The sequence below is a fragment of the Bradyrhizobium sp. UNPA324 genome (assembly GCF_006658635.1).
Classification (GTDB): Bacteria; Pseudomonadota; Alphaproteobacteria; order Rhizobiales; family Xanthobacteraceae; genus Bradyrhizobium; species Bradyrhizobium nanningense.
This window is the reverse complement of the sequence record NZ_LFJD01000004.1, coordinates 4963367-4983641: the sequence shown is the minus strand read 5'-3', so window position 1 is coordinate 4983641 and position 20275 is coordinate 4963367. Positions and strand designations below refer to the sequence as shown.

Sequence of the window (20275 nt, the reverse complement as noted above, 5' to 3'; positions counted from 1 at the left end):
TTTGCCCACTCTACAAGCACCGGCTATAGTTAGCGGCAAAAAGGTCCGCCATGATCCACGTCTGTTCCCTCGCCGCGCTTCCCGAAACCGTCCGTCTCACAGGGGCCAGCCATGTGTTGACCGTGATGGCCAATGTCGAGCAGGTGGCGAGGCCGGTCTCCGTGCTGCCGGCCAATCACCTCAAGGTCTCGATGGACGACATCACCGAGGAGATGGACGGTTTCGTCGCACCGTCCGAGACGCATATCGATCAGGTGCTGACTTTCGTGCGCGGCTGGGACCGCAGCGCACCGCTGGTTGTCCATTGCTATGCCGGCATCAGCCGCTCCACCGCGAGCGCGTTTGCCGCGGTCTGCGCGCTCAATCCAAACCGCGACGAACTTGAGATCGCCAGGAAGATCCGCGCGGCCTCGCCGATCGCCTCGCCGAACCGGCGCATCGTCGGCCTTGCCGACCGTGCGCTGGGACGCAGCGGCCGCATGCTGCGCGCCCTCGACGAGATCGGCCCGGGCGCGATGATGGTCGAGGGCCGCCCCTTCGTGATCGAGCTCGAATGACAGCTGGGCGCTACAAGGTAGGTGCGCCCCCTCTCCCGCTTGCGGGAGAGGGTCAGGGAGAGGGTGTCTCCGCATCGGGACAGCCCCCTAGAGGAAAAAGCCCTCTCCCGGCGCTACGCGCCGACCTCTCCCGCAAGCGGGAGAGGTTGCAGCGAGCCCGCGGAGAGCCCGCCGTTATTGATTGGCATATCTCTTCCTCACCCCCCGCGATCGCCAACGCATGAGCGAGACCCTGCTGACGCCGATCGAGATCGGGCTGACTGCGGCGATCGTCGCGATCGAGGGCCACGAGCCCCTGATCCTCACTGCGCGCGGCAGTGACGGGCTCGCCGGCCTGCCGTTCGGCCCGTTCGACGCCCTCGCGCACCGCACCTTCGAGATCGGCCTGCGCGCCTGGGTCGAGGAACAGGCGGGCTTGCGGCTCGGCTATGTCGAGCAGCTCTACACCTTCGGCGATCGCGGCCGCCATGCCGAAGCCGGCGATATCGGGGCGCATATGGTGTCGATCGGTTATCTCGCACTGACGCGCGCGGTGGACGGCGAGCTTGCAGCAAACGCGGCGAGCTTCGCGCCATGGTATCGTTTCTTCCCCTGGGAAGACTGGCGCGAGGAGCCGCCAGCGATCATCGCCAGCGACATCATTCCCGCGCTGACCGAGTGGGCCGCGGAGGAGACCCCGGAGACAACGCGCGCGCTGCCGCGCAAGGATCGCGTGCGGTTCTATTTCGGCCTCGACGGAGCGGCCTGGGACGAGGAGCGCGTGCTCGACCGCTACGAGCTTCTGTACGAGGCCGGGCTGGTCGAGGAAGCCCGGCGCGACGGCCGCCCTGCGGCATTAGCGCGCAAGACGCTTCCCCCGCTCGGGACCTCGATGCGGTTCGACCACCGCCGGATTCTCGCGACAGCGATCGCCCGGCTGCGTGCAAAACTGAAGTATCGTCCTGTGGTCTTTGAACTTTTGCCGCCCGAATTCACACTTACCGAACTGCAGCATACGGTGGAGGCGATTTCCGGCCGGCACCTGCACAAGCAGAATTTCCGCCGTCTGGTCGAAATGGAAGCCCTGGTCGAACCGACCGGGGTGATGTCGACACAGACGGGCGGACGGCCGGCGGCGCTCTACCGCTTCCGCCGCGACGTGCTCCAGGAGCGGCCCGCGCCGGGCTTGCGCGTCCGCTCCCGGCGCTAACTCGAGATTTGCGTGATCGGCCCCTGCCCGTCGATCGCCTGGAGGCTTCATGTTCGACGGCCCGTTTGACGTCTTTGCGCTGATCATCGCGATCATCGCCATCCTGATCGCAATCAAGGCCTCCAGCCAGGCGGCCGAGCTGCGCCGGCGATTCAACGCGCTGGAGGAGAGGTTCTACGCGCAACGGCAGGTCCAGCCGCCACCGCTGATGCCGATGCAGGAGCAGGCGCCCGCCCCCGCGACAATGGCCGCCGAGCCGCCGCCGCTTGCGCCTGAAGCCGAGCCGGCGCCGCCTTCGCTCGTCACTGAACAGGCGTCCCCGCCTCCGCTCGCGGCGAGCGCCTCCGCCGATGCACCGCCTCCCCTGCTGCCGCCGGCACCTCATATTCGAGAACCTGGCTTCGAGGAGCAGCTCGGCACGCGCTGGGTGGTGTGGATCGGCGGGCTTGCGCTCGCGCTCGGCGGCTTCTTCATGGTGCGCTATTCGATCGAGGCCGGTCTTCTCGGCCCCGGCGTGCGCGTGTTCCTGGGCGGCCTGTTCGCAGCGGCGCTGCTGGCAGCTGGCGAATGGACGCGGCGCAAGGAGAGCATCTCCAACATCGCGGCGCTGCCGATCGCCAACATTCCCGCGATCCTCACCGCGGCGGGGACCGCGGTGGCGTTCGCCACCATCTATGCCGCCTATGCGCTGTACGGCTTCCTCGTGCCCGCCACCGCCTTCGTGCTCCTCGGCATCGTGGCCATGGGCACGCTTGCTGCCGCCCTGCTGCACGGACCGGCGCTCGCCGGCCTCGGCGTGGTCGGCGCGTTCGTGACGCCGGTGCTCGTCTCCAGCGGCAAGCCGGACTATTGGGCGCTCTACATCTATCTTGCCGTCGTCACCGCCGCGAGCTTCGGCCTCGCCCGCATCCGGCTGTGGCGCTGGCTGGCGGTCACGACGATCGCCTTCGCCGTGCTCTGGCTCTTCCCGGGCCTCGACACCGAGCAAGTCCAGGTCGCGCCGCACGCCTTCCATGTCGTCGCGGGCTTCGCGCTGGCCGCACTGCTCGTCGTCTGCGGCTTCATGTTCGGACCTGCAATCGAGGACGGCGAAATCGAGCCGATCTCGTCGGGCTCGCTCGGCGCCTATCTGTTCGGCGCGATGCTGATCGTGCTGTCGAGCGCGCATGCGGACCTGGCGCTGATCGCGTTTGCGCTGCTCGTCGGCGCAACCCTGCTCGTCGCCTGGCGCGCACCGGCGGCGACCGGCGCCATCGGTGCCGCCGCGGCTGCCGTCTTCATCGTGTTCGCCGAATGGGCCGTGCGCGCCAATCCCGACATGCTGGTGCTGCCGGGCGGCGCGATGTCCGGCATCGGGCCCAGCGCGATCGACAGCTCCGTGACGCTGCATCTGGTGACGGCCGCGATCTTCGCCGCCGGCTTCGGCATTGCGGGCTTCCTCGCGCAGGGCCGGTCGAATTCGGCGGTCATCCCGGTGGTGTGGTCGGCGGCAGGCGTCGCCACGCCGATCGCGATCCTGGTTGCGCTCTACGCGCGTATTGCTCATCTCGACCGCTCGATCCCGTTTGCGATCCTCGCCGTGCTGCTCGCCGCGGCCTTCGGCGCCGCGACCGAGGCGCTCACGCGCCGCGAGACCCGGCCGGGGACCATGATCTCCACCGCCTTGTTCGCGACCGGCACGCTCGGTGCGCTGGCGCTGGCGCTGACCTTCGCGCTGGAGAAGGGCTGGCTGACGATCGCGCTGGCGCTGATGTCGCTCGGCACCGCCTGGATCTCGATGCAGCGGCCGATCCCGTTCCTGCGCTGGCTCGCCGCGATCTTCGCCGGGCTCGTCACCGCGCGCATCGCCTATGATCCGCGCATCGTCGGCGATGCCGTCGGCACCACGCCGATCTTCAATTGGCTGCTCTGGGGCTACGGCCTTCCGGCGGCCTCGTTCTGGGGCGCGAGCATCTTCCTGCGCCGTCGCGCCGACGATCCGCCGCTGCGCATGGTCGAGACCGCCGCGATCCTGTTCACCGCGTTGCTCGCCTTCATGGAGATCCGGCACTTTGCGACCGGTGGCGACATGATCTCACCGCCGTCGCTGCTCGAGTTCGCGCTGCAAGTCTGCATCACGCTCGCGATGGCGATCGGGCTGGAGCGCCTGCGGCTGCGCAGCCACAGCATCGTGCACAATGTCGGCGCCGTCGCGCTCACGGCGATCGCCGGGCTCATCAGCGTGTTCGGTCTTCTGATCCTGGAGAATCCGCTGCTGTTCTCCAGCGTCAATGTCGGCGGCTTCGCCTTCAACCTGCTGCTGCTCGGCTATGCGCTGCCGGCGGTGCTGATGCTGCTGCTCTCTTACGCCGTCGCCGGCCATCGCCCTGTCGCCTACGCCAACACGATCGCGGGTGGCGCCCTGGTGTTCGCGCTCACCTATGTGACGCTGGAGATCCGCCGCTTCTATCACGGCCCGGTGCTGCTCTACGGCGGCACCACGAGCGCCGAGCAATATACCTATTCGATCGGCTGGCTCGCGTTCGGGGTGGTGCTGCTCGGCGTGGGAATCCTGGTCAATTCGGAGCGTGCGCGGCTGGCCTCGGCCGCCGTCATCGCGCTGACGATCCTGAAGGCCTTCGCCATCGACGTGTGGACGCTGACAGGCGTCTATCGCGCGCTGTCGTTCATGTGCCTCGGCGTCGTGCTGGTCGCGATCGGCTGGCTCTACCAGCGCATCCTGTTCCGGCGGCAGGTCGCACCGCCGCCGGCTCCGCAAACAGGCGCGTGAAGATCAGGCCGCGCGGACCGATTCCAGGAACTGCGCGACCTCGACTTTCAGACGGGTGCTGTCGGTCGCCAGCGATTTCGCGGCCGAAAGCACTTCGCCCGAGGCCGAGCCGGTGTCGATCGCGCCGCGCTGCACGTCGGTGATGTTGGACGAGACTTCCTGGGTGCCGAGCGCGGCCTGTTGGACGTTGCGCGAAATCTCCTGCGTCGCAGCGCCCTGCTCCTCGACAGCGGCGGCGATGGCTGAGGACACCTCGGACAACCGCTCGATGGTACCGCCGATCTCTTGGATGGCGGTGACGGATTCCTGCGTCGCGGCCTGAATCCCCGCGACCTGCGCCCCGATCTCGCCGGTTGCCTTCGCGGTCTGCTCGGCCAGCGCCTTGACTTCGGATGCGACAACGGCAAAGCCGCGGCCGGCTTCGCCGGCGCGCGCCGCCTCGATGGTCGCATTCAGCGCCAGGAGGTTGGTCTGGCCCGCAATGGTGTTGATGAGCTCGACGACGTCGCCGATGCGGGAGGCCGCCTGCGACAGCGCGTTGACGCGGTCGTTGGTCCGCGCCGCCTGCTCGACGGCTTCCGCGGCCATCCGCGCCGAATCCTGCACGCGGCGGCTGATCTCGGTGATGGAGGACGACAGCTCTTCCGAGGCGGACGCCACCGCCTGGACGTTGGTGGAGGCTTCCTCGGACGCAGCGGCAACGACGGTTGCGAGTTGCTGGCCGCGCTGCGCCGTGCCGCTCAGCGTGGCCGCGGAGGCCTCGAGTTCGGTCGAGGCCGAGGACACGGTCTCGACGACCTCGCCGATCATGGCTTCGAAATTGCGGGTGATGGCATCGACGCGGCGGCCGCGTTCGATCTTGGCCTCGGCGTCCCGCGCAGCCGCCTCGTCGGCGGCCTTCTTGGCGATCAGCGCCTCCTTGAAGATCTGCAGCGCATCCGCCATCGATCCGATCTCGGTCTTCTCGCCGCGATGCGGCACCTCGGCCGAGAGGTCCCCCTCGCCGAGGGACTTCATCGGACGGATGATCGAGGCTATGCCGCGAGACACATCGCGCACGAGATAATAGGCGGCGCCGATCGCGATCACGACGGAGAGCACGATGATGCCGACCAACACGCGGAAAATCGTGGCGTAGCTGTCGGCCGCCTGCTTCGTCTCCAGCTCGGCACCTTGGTTATTGAGCTCGATGCCCTTCTGAAGCAGGGGATCGGCGGCCTGGGCCATCTTGGCGACCTTGGTCTGCAACATCTCGTTGGCGTCGGTCGGGAAGCGGCCGACGCTCTTGCGCGACAGCGCCATCGTCTCCTGAACGCCATTCAGGTATTCGGCCCAAGCCTTGACCCACTGCCCGTAAATCGAGCGTTCCTCCGGCGAGGTGATCAGGCCTTCATAGACCTTACGCGTCTTCTCGATGCGCTCGCGGAGGGGAGCCATGCGCTTCTCAGCGGCGTCCTTGCCTTCAATACTCTCCTGCATCAGGTGAAGTCGCAAGACGACGCGCAGCTCGTTGATGTCGGCGCGCATCGAGCCGAGTGCACGCACGCTCGGCAGCCAGCTCTGCGCAATCTCGACCGTGTGGGCGTTGATGTTCTGCATGGTGCCGATCGCCGTCACGCCGACACCGGCGAGCGAGAGAACGAGAACTGACAACACGGTCAGAAGCTTGAAGACGATCGACAACTTCGACATCACACAAATCCCAACGATGCCTGGCAATGCGCACGTCACCTGCGCCACGGGTGTCACGACGGACGACCGGGCGGGGGTCAGTTTCAACAATGCTGGCTGGTTCTTATTCCGTAAGATTGCGCCCCATAATTGCAAGCAGGCGTTAACAGGAGCCTACGCAAAACTACGGGCCGGCCTCGTCGGGCGTTATTTTCTCCGCAACCGTCTGTTGTAGCTGCACGAACACCTGGTGCTGCGGCGCCAAATACCACGCGCCGCCACGTTCGCCTTGCGGCGGCCGCCTCAGGCCGCCCGCACCGTCTCCAGGAAGCGCGCGACCTCGCTCTTGAGCCGGTTGCTCTCCTGCGACAGCGACTTCGCGGCCGAATGCACCTGCGCCGAGGCGGCCCCGGTCTCGCCGGCGCCGCGCTGGACGTCGGCGATGTTCGACGAAACTGCCGAGGTACCTTGCGCCGCGTGCTGGATGTTGCGGGAGATCTCCTGCGTGGCAGCCCCTTGTTCCTCCACCGCGGCGGCAATGGTCGACGAGATCTCCGACATCTTCGCGATGGTGTCGCCGACCTCCTTGATTGCGCCGACGGACTCTTCCGTCGCGGCCTGGATCGCGCCGATGTGCTGACCGATCTCTCCGGTGGCTTTCGCGGTCTGCTCGGCGAGCGCCTTCACTTCGGTCGCGACCACTGCGAAACCCTTGCCGGCTTCACCCGCCCGCGCCGCCTCGATCGTCGCGTTGAGCGCCAGGAGGTTGGTCTGTGCGGCGATGGTGTTGATCAGCTCGACCACGTCGCCGATGCGGGAGGCAGCCTTCGTCAGTTCGGCGACCCGCGCATTGGTGCGCTGGGCCTGCCCGACCGCGACGTCGGCGACACGCGCTGATTCCTGCACCTGGCGGCTGATCTCGGAGATCGATGAAGTCATCTCCTCGCTCGCGGAGGATACCGACTGCACGTTGGCGGACGCCTCCTCCGAGGCCGCCGCCACGGCAGTGGCAAGCCCGTTGCCGCGCTCGGCGGCGTGGGTCAGCGTGTTCGATGACGCCTCGAGTTCGGTTGCCGCCGACGACACCGTCTCGATGATCTCACCGACCGCGCCCTCGAAGTTATCGGCAAGCCGCTGCATGTCGGCCTTGCGCTGCTCGCGACCCCGCGCGTCCGCTTCGGTCTGCTCGGTGCGCAGCCGCTCGGCTTCCGCCATGTTGCTCCTGAACACCTCGACGGCACCGGCCATCTCGCCGATTTCATCCTTGCGCCCGATACCGGGAACGGAAATCGAGAGCTCGCCGCGCGCAAGCCGCGTCATCGCGCCGACCATCGCTGCGAGCGCCTTCGAGATCGCACGTCCGAGCAGGAAGCCAACCGCGGCGAGCACCACGAGGGTGACGCCGAAGGCGACCGCCATCCATAGCCGCACGGCGTCACGTGTTGCAGCCTCGGCGGTCCCGGCCTGCTTATGCTGGGCATCGACGGCAGCCTGCACCTCGGCCATGACAGGCTCGATCTCGCGGAAGGTCTTCATCATGCTGGCATCGAGGGCCGCGCTCTGCTGCGCCGCCTCCGCCCAGGCCATGAATCCGGATTGGTATTTCTGGAGCTTAGCCGTGATGTCGTCCATCACGGCCGTAGGGACTGCGACAACTTCGATTGCCTTGGAGAATTCCGCCGCGGCCTTCCTTATCTCGGCAATGTATTTCGGATCGCGCCGCAGCATGAAGTCCTTCTCGTGCCGGCGCATCATCAGCATCCAGCTCGTCGTCCTGGGATCGTCGATCTCTTTCAGCTTGGCCTCGATGTCGTGCACGGCGGTACGAAGCGAGCCGGACAGGCCGAGCGTCTCGTTGAGCCCGAGCCTGGTCTCGGCCGCCACCTGTGCGGCGAAGTCCGACGCGTAGTGCCTGAAGCCGTCTTGGGCCTGCTTCACCCTGTCGGATAGCGCATTCATGCCGCTGGCCGCCATCAACCGCCCCATCTCGTCGAAATCGCGGTTGATCGGCCCGATCAGTTCGGCATGCGCCTTGGCGAAGCTCTCGTTCCGGCGCTGCTGAAAATTCTTCTCGTTGCGGCGCGCCTCAAGCATCTCGATCGAGAGCTGCTTGTTGAGGTCGGCGATTGCGCGGGCGCGGTCAGCAGTGCTGCGGGAGGCGTCCTGGGAGAGGCTGCCGATCTGGTAGATCGCGCCGAAGGCGACGAGCCCGATGAGGCCGAACAGTCCGATCGCCATGACCTTGTGGGTTAGGCGAATGGAAATGCCACTCATGAATGTGCTCCAACGATTGAGACGCAATACGCGAAAGGCGACTCAGCGCCCGGAATATTGCGGGCATCATGACTGCCTCGCTTTTCCGGAAGGTTAACCTTGTGCGCAGGGGGTCGTGGTGTGGAAATACGAACGCGCGCAGCCGCCGCGCAGTCACGCGCGACGGTTGCAAGCGGATCTGCCGAGCAATATCGGCCATCAGGCGGCGCGCACGGTGCCGAGAAACTTGCCGACCTCGAGCTTGAGGCGATTGCTGTCACCCGACAGCATCTGAGCGGCGGACAGCACCTGCGAGGAGGCCGAGCCGGTCTCGCTCGCGCCGTGCTGCACATCGGTGATGTTGGACGACACCTGATGGGTGCCCTCCGCCGCCTGCTGCACGTTGCGGGAAATCTCCTGCGTCGCCGCGCCCTGCTCTTCGACGGCAGCTGCGATCGTCGAAGAGATCTCCGACAGCTTCTCGATGGTGTGGCTGATGTCCTTGATGGCGCCGACGGAGTGCTCGGTGGCGGTCTGGATGCTGGCGATTTGCTGGCCGATCTCGCCGGTCGCCTTCGCGGTCTGTTCGGCGAGCGCCTTGACCTCGGAGGCGACGACGGCAAAGCCGCGGCCCGCCTCGCCGGCGCGCGCGGCCTCGATGGTTGCATTGAGCGCCAGGAGATTGGTCTGGCCGGCGATGGTGTTGATCAGCTCGACCACGTCACCGATCCGCGACGCGGCCGCGGAAAGCTCGCCGACGCGGTCGGTCGTGGTGCGGGCCTGGCTCACCGCCTCGCTGGCGACGCGCGCGGATTCCTGCACCTGCCGGCTTATCTCGGTGATCGACGACGACAGCTCCTCGGTCGCCGATGCTACCGACTGCACGTTGGTGGAGGCTTCTTCCGACGCCGCGGCGACCAGGGCGGTGAGCTTTTGCGTGCGCTCGGCGGTCGAGGTCAGCGTGGTGGCGGATGCCTCGAGCTCGGTCGAAGCCGAGGACACCGTGCCGACGATCTCGCCCACCGCCGCCTCGAAAGTGTCCGCGAGCTTCTGCATCTCGGCCTTGCGCTGCTCGGCCGCGATCTGATCCTGCCGCACCTTGGCTTCCGCTTCCTCGCGGGCCTTCTGCTCGGACACGACCTTGAATTTCTCCACGGCGCCAGCGACCTCGCCGACTTCGTCCTTGCGGCCGAGGCCCGGGAGCACCACTGAGAAGTCGCCGCCGGCGAGCTTCTCCATCGCCAAGGTCAGCGCGCGCATGGGCCGCGCGATGCTGAAGACGGAGAAGATGCACGCGCCGATCAAGACGAGCGCGACCAGCACGCCGGTGACCAGCGACGTCCGGGCAACCGACGCGGCCTCGGCTTCCGCTTCCGCGCGCGCCTCGAGGCTCTTCTGCTTGGCGAAATCGGTGATCTGGTTGGCCAGCTCGGTGATCTCTTCGTTGATCGGCGCAAGCGTTCCCTTGCGAAAGCGATCGACCTCGGCCACGAACTTGGCGATCTGCGCCACCGCCTCGGCGTCCTTCTTGCCGTCGAGCGCGAGCTCCTGCTTGCGGATGGCCTCGATCTGCTGCTCGCCCTTGCCGAAATTTCCGATCAGGACGGTCAGGCGATCGATCCGCTTGTGATTTTCGGCCGAGTGCGACAGCTTTGCCATCTCGCCGGAGAATTTCAGCGCCGCTGTCTGGCGGTCGTTGAAATAGGTGACCGCCTTCTGCATCTCGACCGGAGAGGACGACGTCAGGATATCGCGAATGCCGATTTGCATGCCCCGGACCGACGCCTTCGCTTCCGCAGCGTTTTGCGCGATCGCCTGCTGTCCGGACGCTTCACTGCCGAGCTTCTGAACCTCGGCGCTCCCGCTCATCTGGAGAAAGATCATGAGCGCGACGAGCCCGATGGTCAGCGCGGAGGTGACGGCGAGCTTGGTGCCAATTCGCAGGTTCTGAATGAACATCATCGAAGTATCCCCGGAGGTACGCATCTGCCGCGACGAAGCGCGTGCACAACCCGGGAAGGCTAACAGCGAAGTTCCTCATTAACGTTAAGCAGGAACTCGGCGCGCTAGGTAGAAGTACTGGAAAAGCCGCCCAACCTTTTTGGCTCCTCGCAGCTTTTGCGTGCAATGAAATCCACTTCGCGGATTTGCACGCATGGGCATCGTTAACGCCGCTCGCACCATCGCAATCGTCAGCGCACGTTCTCGCCGACGAGGCTGATGCGAAAGACCGGCTTCTTGTTCTCGTCGAGCAGCTCCATGCACCACTCGGCGTTCGGCTTCAGGCTGCGCGCGATGCCGCCGAGCAAATTGGCGCACACCTCCGTCATCTCGGTCCAGGCGGCCGCGCGATCCTCGAACTCGTACGGCTGGTCGGCGGCGCCGGAATAGCGACCGGTACTGATGCGGAAAAAGTACAGCGACATCGTTGAACCCTTTTATCGGGCCGCGCCCCCCCGGCCGTACGCAAACTGGAGCGCGAACAGCTACCAACGCATGAAAGCCGCCGTCCGTATGACTACGGCGCGGCGGCTTCATGTTCGATCGAGGTCTGCAACGATTAAGGCGTGCGGGCAGTCCCGCAGGGCCGTCTCACTGGGTCGAGCGGCGCAGCTCCAGCGGGGCCTCGTTCTTGGCGGGCTCCGACTTGATTTCCGACTTCACCGGCTCGAGCCGGCTGGTCTCGACCCGCGGCGTCTCCACGCGGGCGGCGACTTCGGTGTTGGCCGGGCCGACCGAACCGGTGTGCTCCAACCTGTGCAGCGAGCGCGGCCGCGCCGCAGCGCGCGCCATCAGCATCTGATTGCCGCCCTGGTGATGGAAATCGCAATAGGCGAAGCCCATTCCCGACACCGAGCCGCGGAAGCTGCGATCGTCGGTCTTTTCCAGGTTGAAACAGGGCTCGAACGGAATGCCCTTGATCGAGGCGCAGACATTCTGGCCGCGGATCTGGAGCGTATTGCCGGGCAGGCGGAGATGCTTGACCGGGCCTGCGCCCGAGAACTGCACCGCACCGGCGGCGCCGAGATCGTCGAGTATGCGGCCTGCACCGCGGGTGCCGTCGAAACAGGTGAAGGCAAACACTTTGCCGGCCACGAAGCGACGCGCCTCGTCGGCGTTCATGCTCCCGGCAATGGCCGGCGCAAACGTCGCTGCCGCCGTGACAGCCCCCAACACAATACGCGCAAGCATGCTCAACTCCGAACCCAACCCCGCAGCGGGCGATGCCTTATCTCTTTACCCGCTGCTTACCATACTAACCATGGCAACATTGGAGCAGCTTGGTTGGTAAAGTCTAAACGTCCTTAAGCGATTTTTACCACGATGCGCCCGCGCACTTCACCGGCCAGGATTTTCGCGCCCCAATCCGAAACCTCGGCGAGCGGAATTTCCTTAGTAATTTCAGCCAGTTTTGTCCGATCCAGATCGGATGCGAGGCGCTGCCATGCGGCCTTTCTGGGCTCGATCGGACACATCACGGAATCGATGCCGAGAAGGCACACTCCGCGCAAAATAAACGGCGCCACGGAGGACGGCAGGTCCATGCCCGCCGCCAGGCCGCAGGCCGCTATCGCTCCGCCATATCTCGTCATCGAGAGCAGATTGGCGAGGGTGGTCGAGCCGACGCTATCGACGCCACCGGCCCAGCGCTCCTTGGCGAGAGGTTTGGCCGGCGCCGACAATTCGTTGCGATCGATGATTTCGGCAGCTCCCAGGTGTTTCAGATAGTCGGCCTCCGAGGCCCGGCCGGTCGAGGCGATGACGTGGTAGCCGAGCTTCGAGAGCACGGCGATCGCGACCGAGCCGACACCGCCGGCGGCGCCGGTCACCACCACCGGGCCGCTCTTCGGCGACAGACCGTGCTTCTCCAGTGCCAGCACCGAGAGCATCGCCGTGAAGCCGGCGGTGCCGATCGCCATGGCATCGCGCGCCGAGAGCCCTTGCGGAAGTGCGACCAGCCAGTCGCCCTTCACCCGCGCCTTCTCGGCATAGGCGCCGAGATGGGTCTCACCCATGCCCCATCCGGTGCAGACCACCTTGTCGCCCGCCTTCCACTGGGGATGCGAGGATGCCTCGACCGTACCGGCGAAGTCGATGCCGGCGATCATCGGGAAGCGGCGCACCACCGGCGCCTTGCCGGTGAGCGCAAGGCCGTCCTTGTAGTTCAGCGTCGACCATTCCACGCGGACCGTGACGTCGCCGTCCATCAGTTCGGCTTCATCGAACTGCGTGAGCGCGGCTTTGGTGCCCTTGTCCGCCTTGTCGATCCGGATCGCCTTGAATGTGGCCACGACTGAACTCCCTGACTTTGTTGGTCGGGGATGTTTAGCCGATCAGGCAGGCTGCGCAACCGCCCGTGCGACGGGTTTTTCCACGATCGGAAGATTGATCAGCGCGGAGAGCACGCCGAACAGGATCGAGAGCCACCAGATCGGCGTGTAGGAACCGAAGCGCTCGAACACGATGCCGCCTAACCAGACGCCGAGGAAGCCGCCGACCTGATGGCTGACGAACGCGAAGCCGTAGAGCGTCGCAAGCCAGCGCGTGCCGAACATCAGCGCCACCAGCGCCGAGGTCGGCGGCACCGTGGAGAGCCAGGTCAGGCCGGAGATCGCACCGAACGCGATCGCCGAGGACGGCGTGATCGGGAACGAAATGAAGGCGAGTGTCGCAAGCGCGCGCGTCAAGTAGATGGTCGAGAGGATGTAGCGCTTGGGAAGTGAGTTCTGGAGATAGCCGACGCTCAAGGAGCCGATGATGTTGAACAGGCCGATCGCCGCGATCACCCAGCCACCGGTTTGCGCGGAGATGCCGCGATCGACCAGGAAGGCCGGCAGATGCACGGTGATGAAGGCGAGCTGGAATCCGCACGTGAAGAAGCCGAGCACAAGCAGCACGTAGGAACGGTGACCGAAGGCTTCGGCGAGCGCCTTCGTGAAGGTCTGCTCGTCCGCCGGCGTCGCGTTCGCCGCGTGTGCGACCGGCGGCGTCGAGAGCGCCAGTGACAGCGGGATGATCAGCAACATCAGGAAGCCGAACACGGAGAGCGCCTGCTGCCAGCCGAAATTGTCGATCAACGCGACGCCGATCGGCGCGAACAGAAACTGCCCGAACGAGCCCGCCGCCGTGCCGGCACCAAGCGCAAGGCCGCGCTTCTCGGCCGGCAGGAGCTTGGTGAACGCCGACAGCACCAGATTGAACGAGCAGCCGGCAAGACCAAAACCGACCATGACGCCGGCACCGATGTCGAGCGACAACGGCGTCGTGGAGTAGCGCATCAACAAGAGGCCGCCGGCATAGAGCAGAGCTCCGACGCACATCACCCGAAACAGTCCGAAGCGATCCGCGACCGCACCGGCGAACGGCTGGCCCAAGCCCCACAACAGATTCTGCACGGCGATCGCGAGGCCAAACACGTCGCGGCCCCAGGAGAATTCGTGGCTCATCGGCTGCACGAAGAAGCCCAGCGCCGAGCGCGGACCGAAGCCGAGCATGCCGATCGCACAACCGCAGAGAATGATGACGGCCGGGGTGCGCCAGTTGGAGGAACGTGAGGCGGGAGCAAATTCGCTCGCTGATGTCGACATGGTGCTCCTCATCTGTCATTGGCGGATTCGCAAGGCGACCGCCGCGAATGTGCCATTTAATGCACTTGCATGAAAATCCCAAGCCAAAAACGGTTGCATTTCACGGGGAGCTGTCGCGGGAGCATTGCATTTCAATGTGGCCTCGGCCGACGCGTCAGGCCCGGTCTGACGGAAATGTGTGCGGACGGATCTGGCGATCCCTGGCACAGCATGTTATCTTTGATTTGCTCAGACTGAGTATATATGACCTTGAGGAAATCCGCGCCGGCCTCTCGGCCGCATTATTCAGGACTCATATATACTCAATATGAGTACAACTGAAATGCAAGGGAGGCTTCGATGCCGATCGCTGGAATTTACGGCCCCGACGACTTTGCCAACCGGCCCCAGGGCCACGTCACCGCCTCCCCTCGTGCCGCGCCGGGGCGGACCGTACCCGCGCTGCCGATGCCTTCGCTGGAATGGACGCCGGAGGTCGCACGCGCCACCGCGCCGCTCTACGAGCGCGTGAAGCATGTGATCCCGCCGATCGAGTGGCCGCTGATGGCGCCGACGATCCTGGCGATCAACGAGCTGAAGCGCGCGCGCGGCGCGGTGATCCTCGCGCACAATTACCAGGCGCCCGAGATCTTCCACTGCGTCGCCGATATCGGCGGCGATTCGCTTCAGCTCGCCGTCGAGGCCACCAAGGTGAAGGCCGGCATCATCGTCCAGTGTGGCGTGCACTTCATGGCGGAGACGTCAAAACTGCTCAACCCGCACAAGACGGTGCTGATCCCGGATTCGCGTGCCGGCTGCTCGCTCGCCGCCAGCATCACCGGCGCCGACGTGCGGCTGCTGCGCGAAAAATTCCCCGGCGTGCCTGTGGTCGCCTATGTCAACACGTCCGCGGAGGTGAAGGCCGAGGTCGACATCTGCTGCACCTCGTCGAATGCGGTGCAGGTGGTCGAGAGCCTGGGCGCGCCAAGCGTGATCTTCCTGCCCGACCGCTATCTCGCCACCTACGTGGCTTCGAAGACCGACGTGAGGATCATCGCCTGGAAGGGCGCCTGCGAGGTGCACGAGCGTTTCAAGGGCGAAGAGCTGCGCGCTTTCCGCGAGGCCGATCCATCGGTGCAGATCATCGCGCATCCAGAATGTCCGCCGGACGTGCTGGCGGAGGCCGACTTCACCGGCTCGACCGCGCACATGATCAACTGGGTGCGCGAGAATCGACCGCGACGGCTGGTGATGATCACGGAGTGCTCGATGGCCGACAATGTGCGCGCCGAGCTGCCCGGCGTCGAGATGCTGCGCCCCTGCAATCTCTGCCCGCATATGAAGCGCATCACGCTCGCCAACATCCTGGACAGTCTGCTCACGCTCCGTGAGGAGGTAACGATCGATCCCGCGCTCGCAGTGCGCGCGCGGCATTCGGTCGAGCGCATGATCAACCTGAAGAATTGAAGGCACCCCGCCGCAGCAAACACCGCTGTCGTCCCGGACAAGCGTAGCGAAGCGAAGCGCAGATCCGGGACCCATAACCACAGGGAGAAGTGGTTGCGAAGGAAGGCAAGACGCAGCTTCGCGCAACAACTTCCGTCGCAGCGTATGGATCCCTGCCTCGCAGGGACGACAGCGGAGTGAATGGAGAGAACGATGACCAACAACATCCACAACCTCACCCGCACCGACGACGTCGTCATCGTCGGCGGCGGCCTCGCTGGACTGTTCTGCGCGCTGACGCTCGCGCCGCGGCCGGTGACCTTGATCTCGGCCGCGCCGCTCGGACAGGGCGCATCATCCGCATGGGCCCAGGGCGGCATCGCCGCAGCCGTGGCCGAGGACGACACGCCGGAAGCGCATGCCGCTGACACGATCGCGGTCGGCGGTGGCCTCGTCGACGAGGCGGTCGCACTTGCGATCGCGCGCGAGGCCGCGCCTCGCATTCACGACCTGCTCGCTTACGGCGTGCCGTTCGATCGCGATCTCGAAGGCAGGCTCGCCGTCGGACGCGAGGCGGCACATTCGGCCCGGCGCATCGTGCATGTGCGGGGCGACGGCGCGGGTGCCGCGATCATCGTGGCGTTGGGCGAAGCGGTGCGCCGCACGCCGTCGATCCGCCTGGTGGAGGGATTTGTCGCCGAGGCGTTGTTGACAGAGAACGGTGCCGTCACCGGACTTCAGTTGCGCGAAGCGGGCAGTCCCTCTGCGCTGCCGCTCCTGCTCGCCTCGCGCGCGGTGGTGCTTGCCACCGGCGGCATCGGACATCTCTATGCCGTCACCACCAATCCGCTCGAGGCCAGCGGCTCCGGCCTTGCCATCGCCGCCCGTGCGGGTGCCGTGATCGCCGACCCCGAATTCGTGCAATTCCACCCGACCGCCATCATGACCGGAGGCGATCCGGCGCCCCTCGCCACCGAAGCCTTGCGCGGCGAAGGCGCGACGCTGGTCAACGGCAACGGCGAGCGCTTCATGACGGCGCGCCATCCGCTCGCGGAGCTCGCGCCACGCGACATCGTGGCCCGCGGCGTGTTCGCCGAGATCGCGGCTGGGCGCGGCGCCTTCCTCGATGCACGCCAGGCGCTCGGCGCGCGCTTCGCCGACAAATTTCCGACCGTGCATGCGAGCTGCATCGCCGCCGGCATCGATCCAGAGACACAAATCATCCCGATTGCGCCCGCAGCGCATTACCACATGGGCGGCATCGCGGTGGACGGGCGCGGCCGCAGCTCGATCGACGGGCTCTGGGCCGGCGGCGAGGTGTCGTCGACCGGCGCACACGGCGCCAACCGGCTCGCCTCGAATTCGCTGCTTGAGGCCGTGGTCTACGCCGCGCGCATCGCCGACGACATCGCCGGCCGCGTTCTCCCCTCGCCTGCCCGCCTCCCCGACGCACCGATCGCTCCGCGCGGCGGCACGCCCGATGCCGCAATCGTGAAACGGCTGCGGGCAATGATGAGCGCGGATGTCGGCGTGGTCCGCCAGGGCGACGGTCTCACGGAAGCCGTGCACCACTTCGCCACGCTCGAACGCGAGGCGACGAGCATCGCACTGCGCAACATGGCGACGTCCGCCCTGCTTGTCGCAGCCTCGGCGTGGAGCCGGCGCGAAAGCCGCGGCGCGCATTTCCGTATCGACCACCCGACGGATGTGCCCGCGCTGGCGCAGCGAACGATGACCAATCTCGCCGCCGCGCGCAAGGTCGCCGAAAGCCTGAGCGAGCGGCCAGTACCACGCACCGCCCAGCCCATGATTGCCTGAAGGAAGCCCAGATGACCCCGACCTCACTGCTCTATCCCGACGCCTTCCTCTCGCCGCTCGCAATGGACACGGCCGTGCAGCGCGCGCTCGACGAGGACCTCGGCCGCGCCGGCGACATCACCTCGCTCGCGACCATCCCGGAAGCGACGAGGGCCCAGGCGATCCTCGTTGCGCGCGAGTCCGGCGTGATCGCAGGTCTGCCGCTCGCGCTTGTGACGCTGCAAAGACTGTCGCCCGACATCGAGGTGCGCGCGCATGTCCGTGACGCCGCACGCGTTGCCCGCGGACAGCAGGTGCTGACGATCTCCGGGCCCGCGCGCGCCATTCTCACCGCGGAGCGGTGTGCGCTGAACTTCGTCGGCCGCCTGTCGGGCGTTGCGACGCTCACGGCGGACTATGTCGCACGCACCGAAGGCACCAGCATGCGCATCTGCTGCACGCGCAAGACCACGCCGGGGCTCAGGGCGCTGGAAAAATACGCGGTGCGGTGTGGCGGCGGCTTCAACCACCGCTTCGGCCTCGACGATGCGATCCTGATCAAGGACAACCACGTCGCGGTTGCCGGCGGCATTCGTCCGGTGCTGGAGCGCGCCCGCAGCCACGCCGGCCATCTCGTCAAGATCGAGATCGAGGTCGATACGTTGTCGCAACTGCGCGAGGTGCTCGACACCGGGCTGGCCGACGCCGTGCTGCTCGACAACATGGATCTTGCGACGCTGCGTGAGGCTGTCAGGCTCAATCAGGGCCGCCTCAAGCTGGAGGCGTCCGGCGGAGTCACGCTGGACTCGATCGCCGCCATCGCCGCGACCGGCGTCGACTATGCGTCGGCCGGTGCGCTGACGCATTCGGCCCCGAATTTCGACTGCGCGCTGGATATCGAGATGTGATTGGCGCTCTAACGCCTCCACAACGTCTTGGCCGGGCTTGTCCCGGCCATCCACGCATTGCCACACGGCACGGAGAACGTGGATGCCCGGGACAAGCCCGGGCATGACGACCTCTTTTTGAACGTTTACCTCCGCTCGCTCACGCCCATCTCCGCGGAGCTCTTGGCTTCCTGCACGAGCTCGGCGGAGAGCGCGGCGGTCTGGGCCGGCGTGCCCCAGCTCGGTTCCTCGCTGCCGTCGCCCCAGGCGCGCGGGCGGTAGAAGGTGTGCACGCCGGTCTTGTACATCTTCTTCATCTCGGCGACCCAGGACGGGCGCACCCAATAGGCGTGGTAGTGCGTGGACTTGCCGACCTCGGGCAGCCAGATCTGGCCGTCGAGCATGGCCTTCGCGATCTTCTTGGCACGCTCCCACATCTCGGGCTCGCGGATCACGTCGGGATTGTTGTCGCAGGCAAAGGTGAACTGACAGGCAAGATGACGGTGCTTGTTCTGATAGACCGCCCCGCACACGGTGTCGGGATATTTGCCTGAGAACACGCGGTTCATCACGACTTGCGCCACGGCCATCTGGCCGCGGACGGCCTCGCCGCGGGATTCGAAATAGACCGCTTCGGCAAGGCACTTCTCGGACTTCGCGCGCGACTTGTCGTCGAGCCCGAGCCGCTCCGCCGGCGACCTCGTGCGCTGGTTGTCGGCATTGACCTCGCCCTTCGGCGCAACGCTCTCGCCGCTCTCGATGTCCTTGGCGATCTCCGCTGTAGGCGGCGACAGCGAGGACGTCACCTTCATATCGGGGTCAGGCATCACGATCAGCGGCTCGGCGCCGGGTTGCCAGCTCTCGATGCTCTCCAGATTGCCGCCGAGCGAGGAGCTGCCGAAGAACAGGTTGGAGGTCTTGACGCTGAAGGGATCACGCACCGGCGTCGTCGGCGCGGTGGTCCGCTTGAGCGCCTCGAGCGGCGCGGTCGCGAGCGCGCGCGCAGCGTCGCTGGCCCGCGGCGCATTGGTGTATTGCGGCAGCGGCGGCGCGCGGAGCGCCTCCTGCAGTTCCGGATCGAGCGCGGCCGCGGATTCCGGCGACATCACCTGTGGCAGGGCGGCAGTCTTGGCGCCGAACACCGAACTGTTCGACGTCGCGGGATCTTCCTGCGCCGGTGCCGCTGCGGGCGCGGTCGCCTCGGGAGCTTGACCCGGTGTCATTGTTGCGAGGCGATCACCCTTCATGGAGCGATCGACCTTCGGAAAGTCGGAAGCCTGGTAGCGCGGCGCAGCCTGCAGCGCCGGATTGCGGCTGATCGCGCCGGTGACGTCGCGGCCATCGAGGCTCGCCAGGCGAACCATCGCGCTCTGTGGAACCGAGGTGCCAAGGGGACGCGAAAAACTGTAGGTGGCGAGCTGGATCGAGGACGCCGCGGAGAACACCTGCTTCTGCCAACGCTCGGCGACGCCGGGTTGGCGCGCCAGCAAGGAGGCAATGTCCTGATAGCCGGTCTCTCTCGGCATCAATGCGAAGATGCAGAGACCGATGCCGAAGGACGCGAACCGCGCGCCCTTCGGATGGTTACGCAACACTGACATCAACACGCTCACGCTACGCTTACGCCAGAAAAATCGAAACGCAGTACATCCGTGCAATTCGATCTTTATCGTAAGTATCCAATTTAGGTTGCCGGGGCGTTAATCGGCGTTGCGCGTGCAGCACACTCAAGCGCACACAGGTGTTTTCACGGAGCGATCACGCACGGTGGTAAATGCGTCGTCACGTGAAGCGGTAAACAAGAAGTCAACGCGAATGGTGAAGGAACTCTTGCCGGCGCGTATCATTACGGGACGCGTGTGAGTTCCGTATTCGCGACAACAACAGGTGTCGTGCCCCGGCTTGACCGGGGCATCCAGTACGCCGCGGCTGATCCTCGCGCTGCCTCTGGAATACTGGATCGCCCGGTCAAGCCGGACGATGACACCGAGTGTGGGGGGCCCACAATCGCGTCATTGCGAGGAGCTCTTGCGACGAAGCAATCCAGGCTGCCTCCGCGGAAAGATTCTGGCTTGCTTCCGCCTTCGCTAAGGCTACGGCGGACAAGTCGCAGCGCTCGCAATGACGATGTGGCGAGA

At 66.0% G+C, this 20275-nt stretch carries 15 protein-coding genes; 7 read left to right on the top strand and 8 right to left on the bottom strand.

Going from position 1 to position 20275, the window contains the following annotated elements; translation table 11 throughout:
* Positions 1 to 50: 50 nt before the first annotated feature.
* The 3 genes from UNPA324_RS23850 (at position 51) to UNPA324_RS23835 (ending at position 4516) form a co-directional block, all read left to right on the top strand.
* Complete coding sequence (locus tag UNPA324_RS23850; RefSeq protein WP_141936227.1) at positions 51 to 557, top strand: tyrosine phosphatase family protein; 507 nt, start codon at positions 51 to 53, stop codon at positions 555 to 557.
* Between the two features lie 220 nt (positions 558 to 777).
* Positions 778 to 1746 (top strand): NUDIX hydrolase, encoded by a 969-nt coding sequence (locus UNPA324_RS23840; RefSeq protein WP_128916690.1) that lies wholly within the window; start codon positions 778 to 780, stop codon positions 1744 to 1746.
* Between the two features lie 49 nt (positions 1747 to 1795).
* Entirely contained in the window at positions 1796 to 4516 is a 2721-nt protein-coding gene (locus UNPA324_RS23835; RefSeq protein WP_141936225.1) for a DUF2339 domain-containing protein, read from the top strand.
* 3 nt (positions 4517 to 4519) lie between these two features.
* Here UNPA324_RS23835 and UNPA324_RS23830 read toward each other — a convergent pair whose 3' ends face one another.
* Positions 4520 to 6208 carry a methyl-accepting chemotaxis protein gene (locus UNPA324_RS23830; protein ID WP_181769495.1) on the bottom strand — a complete coding sequence of 563 codons (1689 nt, stop codon included), beginning with the start codon at positions 6206 to 6208 and terminating at the stop codon, positions 4520 to 4522.
* Here UNPA324_RS23830 and UNPA324_RS35270 point away from each other — a divergent pair.
* Entirely contained in the window at positions 6183 to 6422 is a 240-nt protein-coding gene (locus UNPA324_RS35270; RefSeq protein ID WP_164935894.1) for a hypothetical protein, read from the top strand. The two genes, UNPA324_RS23830 and UNPA324_RS35270, sit on opposite strands and share 26 nt — an antisense overlap.
* A 68-nt stretch (positions 6423 to 6490) precedes the next feature.
* Here UNPA324_RS35270 and UNPA324_RS23825 read toward each other — a convergent pair whose 3' ends face one another.
* From UNPA324_RS23825 to UNPA324_RS23800, 6 genes are all read right to left on the bottom strand, one after another.
* On the bottom strand, positions 6491 to 8461 hold the full coding sequence (locus UNPA324_RS23825) for a methyl-accepting chemotaxis protein (RefSeq protein WP_128916687.1): 1971 nt from the start codon (positions 8459 to 8461) through the stop codon (positions 6491 to 6493).
* Between the two features lie 198 nt (positions 8462 to 8659).
* The gene (locus UNPA324_RS23820) at positions 8660 to 10402 is read right to left on the bottom strand and encodes a methyl-accepting chemotaxis protein (RefSeq protein WP_164935893.1); all 1743 of its coding nucleotides are present in this window, start codon (positions 10400 to 10402) and stop codon (positions 8660 to 8662) included.
* A 230-nt stretch (positions 10403 to 10632) separates the two neighbouring features.
* The gene (locus tag UNPA324_RS23815; RefSeq protein WP_128916685.1) at positions 10633 to 10866 is read right to left on the bottom strand and encodes a DUF6894 family protein; all 234 of its coding nucleotides are present in this window, start codon (positions 10864 to 10866) and stop codon (positions 10633 to 10635) included.
* A gap of 166 nt (positions 10867 to 11032) precedes the next feature.
* The gene (locus tag UNPA324_RS23810) at positions 11033 to 11632 is read right to left on the bottom strand and encodes a hypothetical protein (RefSeq protein ID WP_128916684.1); all 600 of its coding nucleotides are present in this window, start codon (positions 11630 to 11632) and stop codon (positions 11033 to 11035) included.
* A gap of 113 nt (positions 11633 to 11745) precedes the next feature.
* Complete coding sequence (gene acuI, locus UNPA324_RS23805) at positions 11746 to 12732, bottom strand: acrylyl-CoA reductase (NADPH) (RefSeq protein ID WP_141936221.1); 987 nt, start codon at positions 12730 to 12732, stop codon at positions 11746 to 11748.
* Positions 12733 to 12774: 42 nt separating this feature from the next.
* Complete coding sequence (locus UNPA324_RS23800; RefSeq protein ID WP_128916682.1) at positions 12775 to 14028, bottom strand: MFS transporter; 1254 nt, start codon at positions 14026 to 14028, stop codon at positions 12775 to 12777.
* Positions 14029 to 14367: 339 nt separating this feature from the next.
* Here UNPA324_RS23800 and nadA point away from each other — a divergent pair, with 339 nt between their 5' ends.
* The 3 genes from nadA to nadC all read left to right on the top strand — a co-directional run bounded on the left by nadA (position 14368) and on the right by nadC (position 18158).
* Positions 14368 to 15474 (top strand): quinolinate synthase NadA, encoded by a 1107-nt coding sequence (gene nadA, locus UNPA324_RS23795; RefSeq protein ID WP_128916681.1) that lies wholly within the window; start codon positions 14368 to 14370, stop codon positions 15472 to 15474.
* Between the two features lie 192 nt (positions 15475 to 15666).
* Positions 15667 to 17271 (top strand): L-aspartate oxidase, encoded by a 1605-nt coding sequence (locus UNPA324_RS23790; RefSeq protein ID WP_141936219.1) that lies wholly within the window; start codon positions 15667 to 15669, stop codon positions 17269 to 17271.
* 11 nt (positions 17272 to 17282) lie between these two features.
* A complete protein-coding gene (gene nadC, locus UNPA324_RS23785) occupies positions 17283 to 18158 on the top strand; it encodes a carboxylating nicotinate-nucleotide diphosphorylase (protein ID WP_141936217.1) in 876 nt (291 codons plus the stop codon).
* Positions 18159 to 18283: 125 nt separating this feature from the next.
* On the opposite strand, the gene UNPA324_RS23780 is transcribed toward nadC, so the two are convergent.
* A complete protein-coding gene (locus UNPA324_RS23780) occupies positions 18284 to 19738 on the bottom strand; it encodes a cell wall hydrolase (protein WP_181769494.1) in 1455 nt (484 codons plus the stop codon).
* Positions 19739 to 20275: the final 537 nt, after the last annotated feature.

Coding starts and splice junctions, on each gene's coding strand:
- UNPA324_RS23850 (WP_141936227.1), top strand. CDS start 51: ATGATCCACGTCTGTTCCCTCGCCGCGCTTCCCGAAACCGTCCGTCTC.
- UNPA324_RS23840 (WP_128916690.1), top strand. CDS start 778: ATGAGCGAGACCCTGCTGACGCCGATCGAGATCGGGCTGACTGCGGCG.
- UNPA324_RS23835 (WP_141936225.1), top strand. CDS start 1,796: ATGTTCGACGGCCCGTTTGACGTCTTTGCGCTGATCATCGCGATCATC.
- UNPA324_RS23830 (WP_181769495.1), bottom strand. CDS start 6,208: ATGTCGAAGTTGTCGATCGTCTTCAAGCTTCTGACCGTGTTGTCAGTT.
- UNPA324_RS23825 (WP_128916687.1), bottom strand. CDS start 8,461: ATGAGTGGCATTTCCATTCGCCTAACCCACAAGGTCATGGCGATCGGA.
- UNPA324_RS23820 (WP_164935893.1), bottom strand. CDS start 10,402: ATGATGTTCATTCAGAACCTGCGAATTGGCACCAAGCTCGCCGTCACC.
- UNPA324_RS23815 (WP_128916685.1), bottom strand. CDS start 10,866: ATGTCGCTGTACTTTTTCCGCATCAGTACCGGTCGCTATTCCGGCGCC.
- UNPA324_RS23810 (WP_128916684.1), bottom strand. CDS start 11,632: ATGCTTGCGCGTATTGTGTTGGGGGCTGTCACGGCGGCAGCGACGTTT.
- UNPA324_RS23800 (WP_128916682.1), bottom strand. CDS start 14,028: ATGTCGACATCAGCGAGCGAATTTGCTCCCGCCTCACGTTCCTCCAAC.
- nadA (WP_128916681.1), top strand. CDS start 14,368: ATGCCGATCGCTGGAATTTACGGCCCCGACGACTTTGCCAACCGGCCC.
- UNPA324_RS23790 (WP_141936219.1), top strand. CDS start 15,667: ATGACCAACAACATCCACAACCTCACCCGCACCGACGACGTCGTCATC.
- nadC (WP_141936217.1), top strand. CDS start 17,283: ATGACCCCGACCTCACTGCTCTATCCCGACGCCTTCCTCTCGCCGCTC.
- UNPA324_RS23780 (WP_181769494.1), bottom strand. CDS start 19,738: ATGTCAGTGTTGCGTAACCATCCGAAGGGCGCGCGGTTCGCGTCCTTC.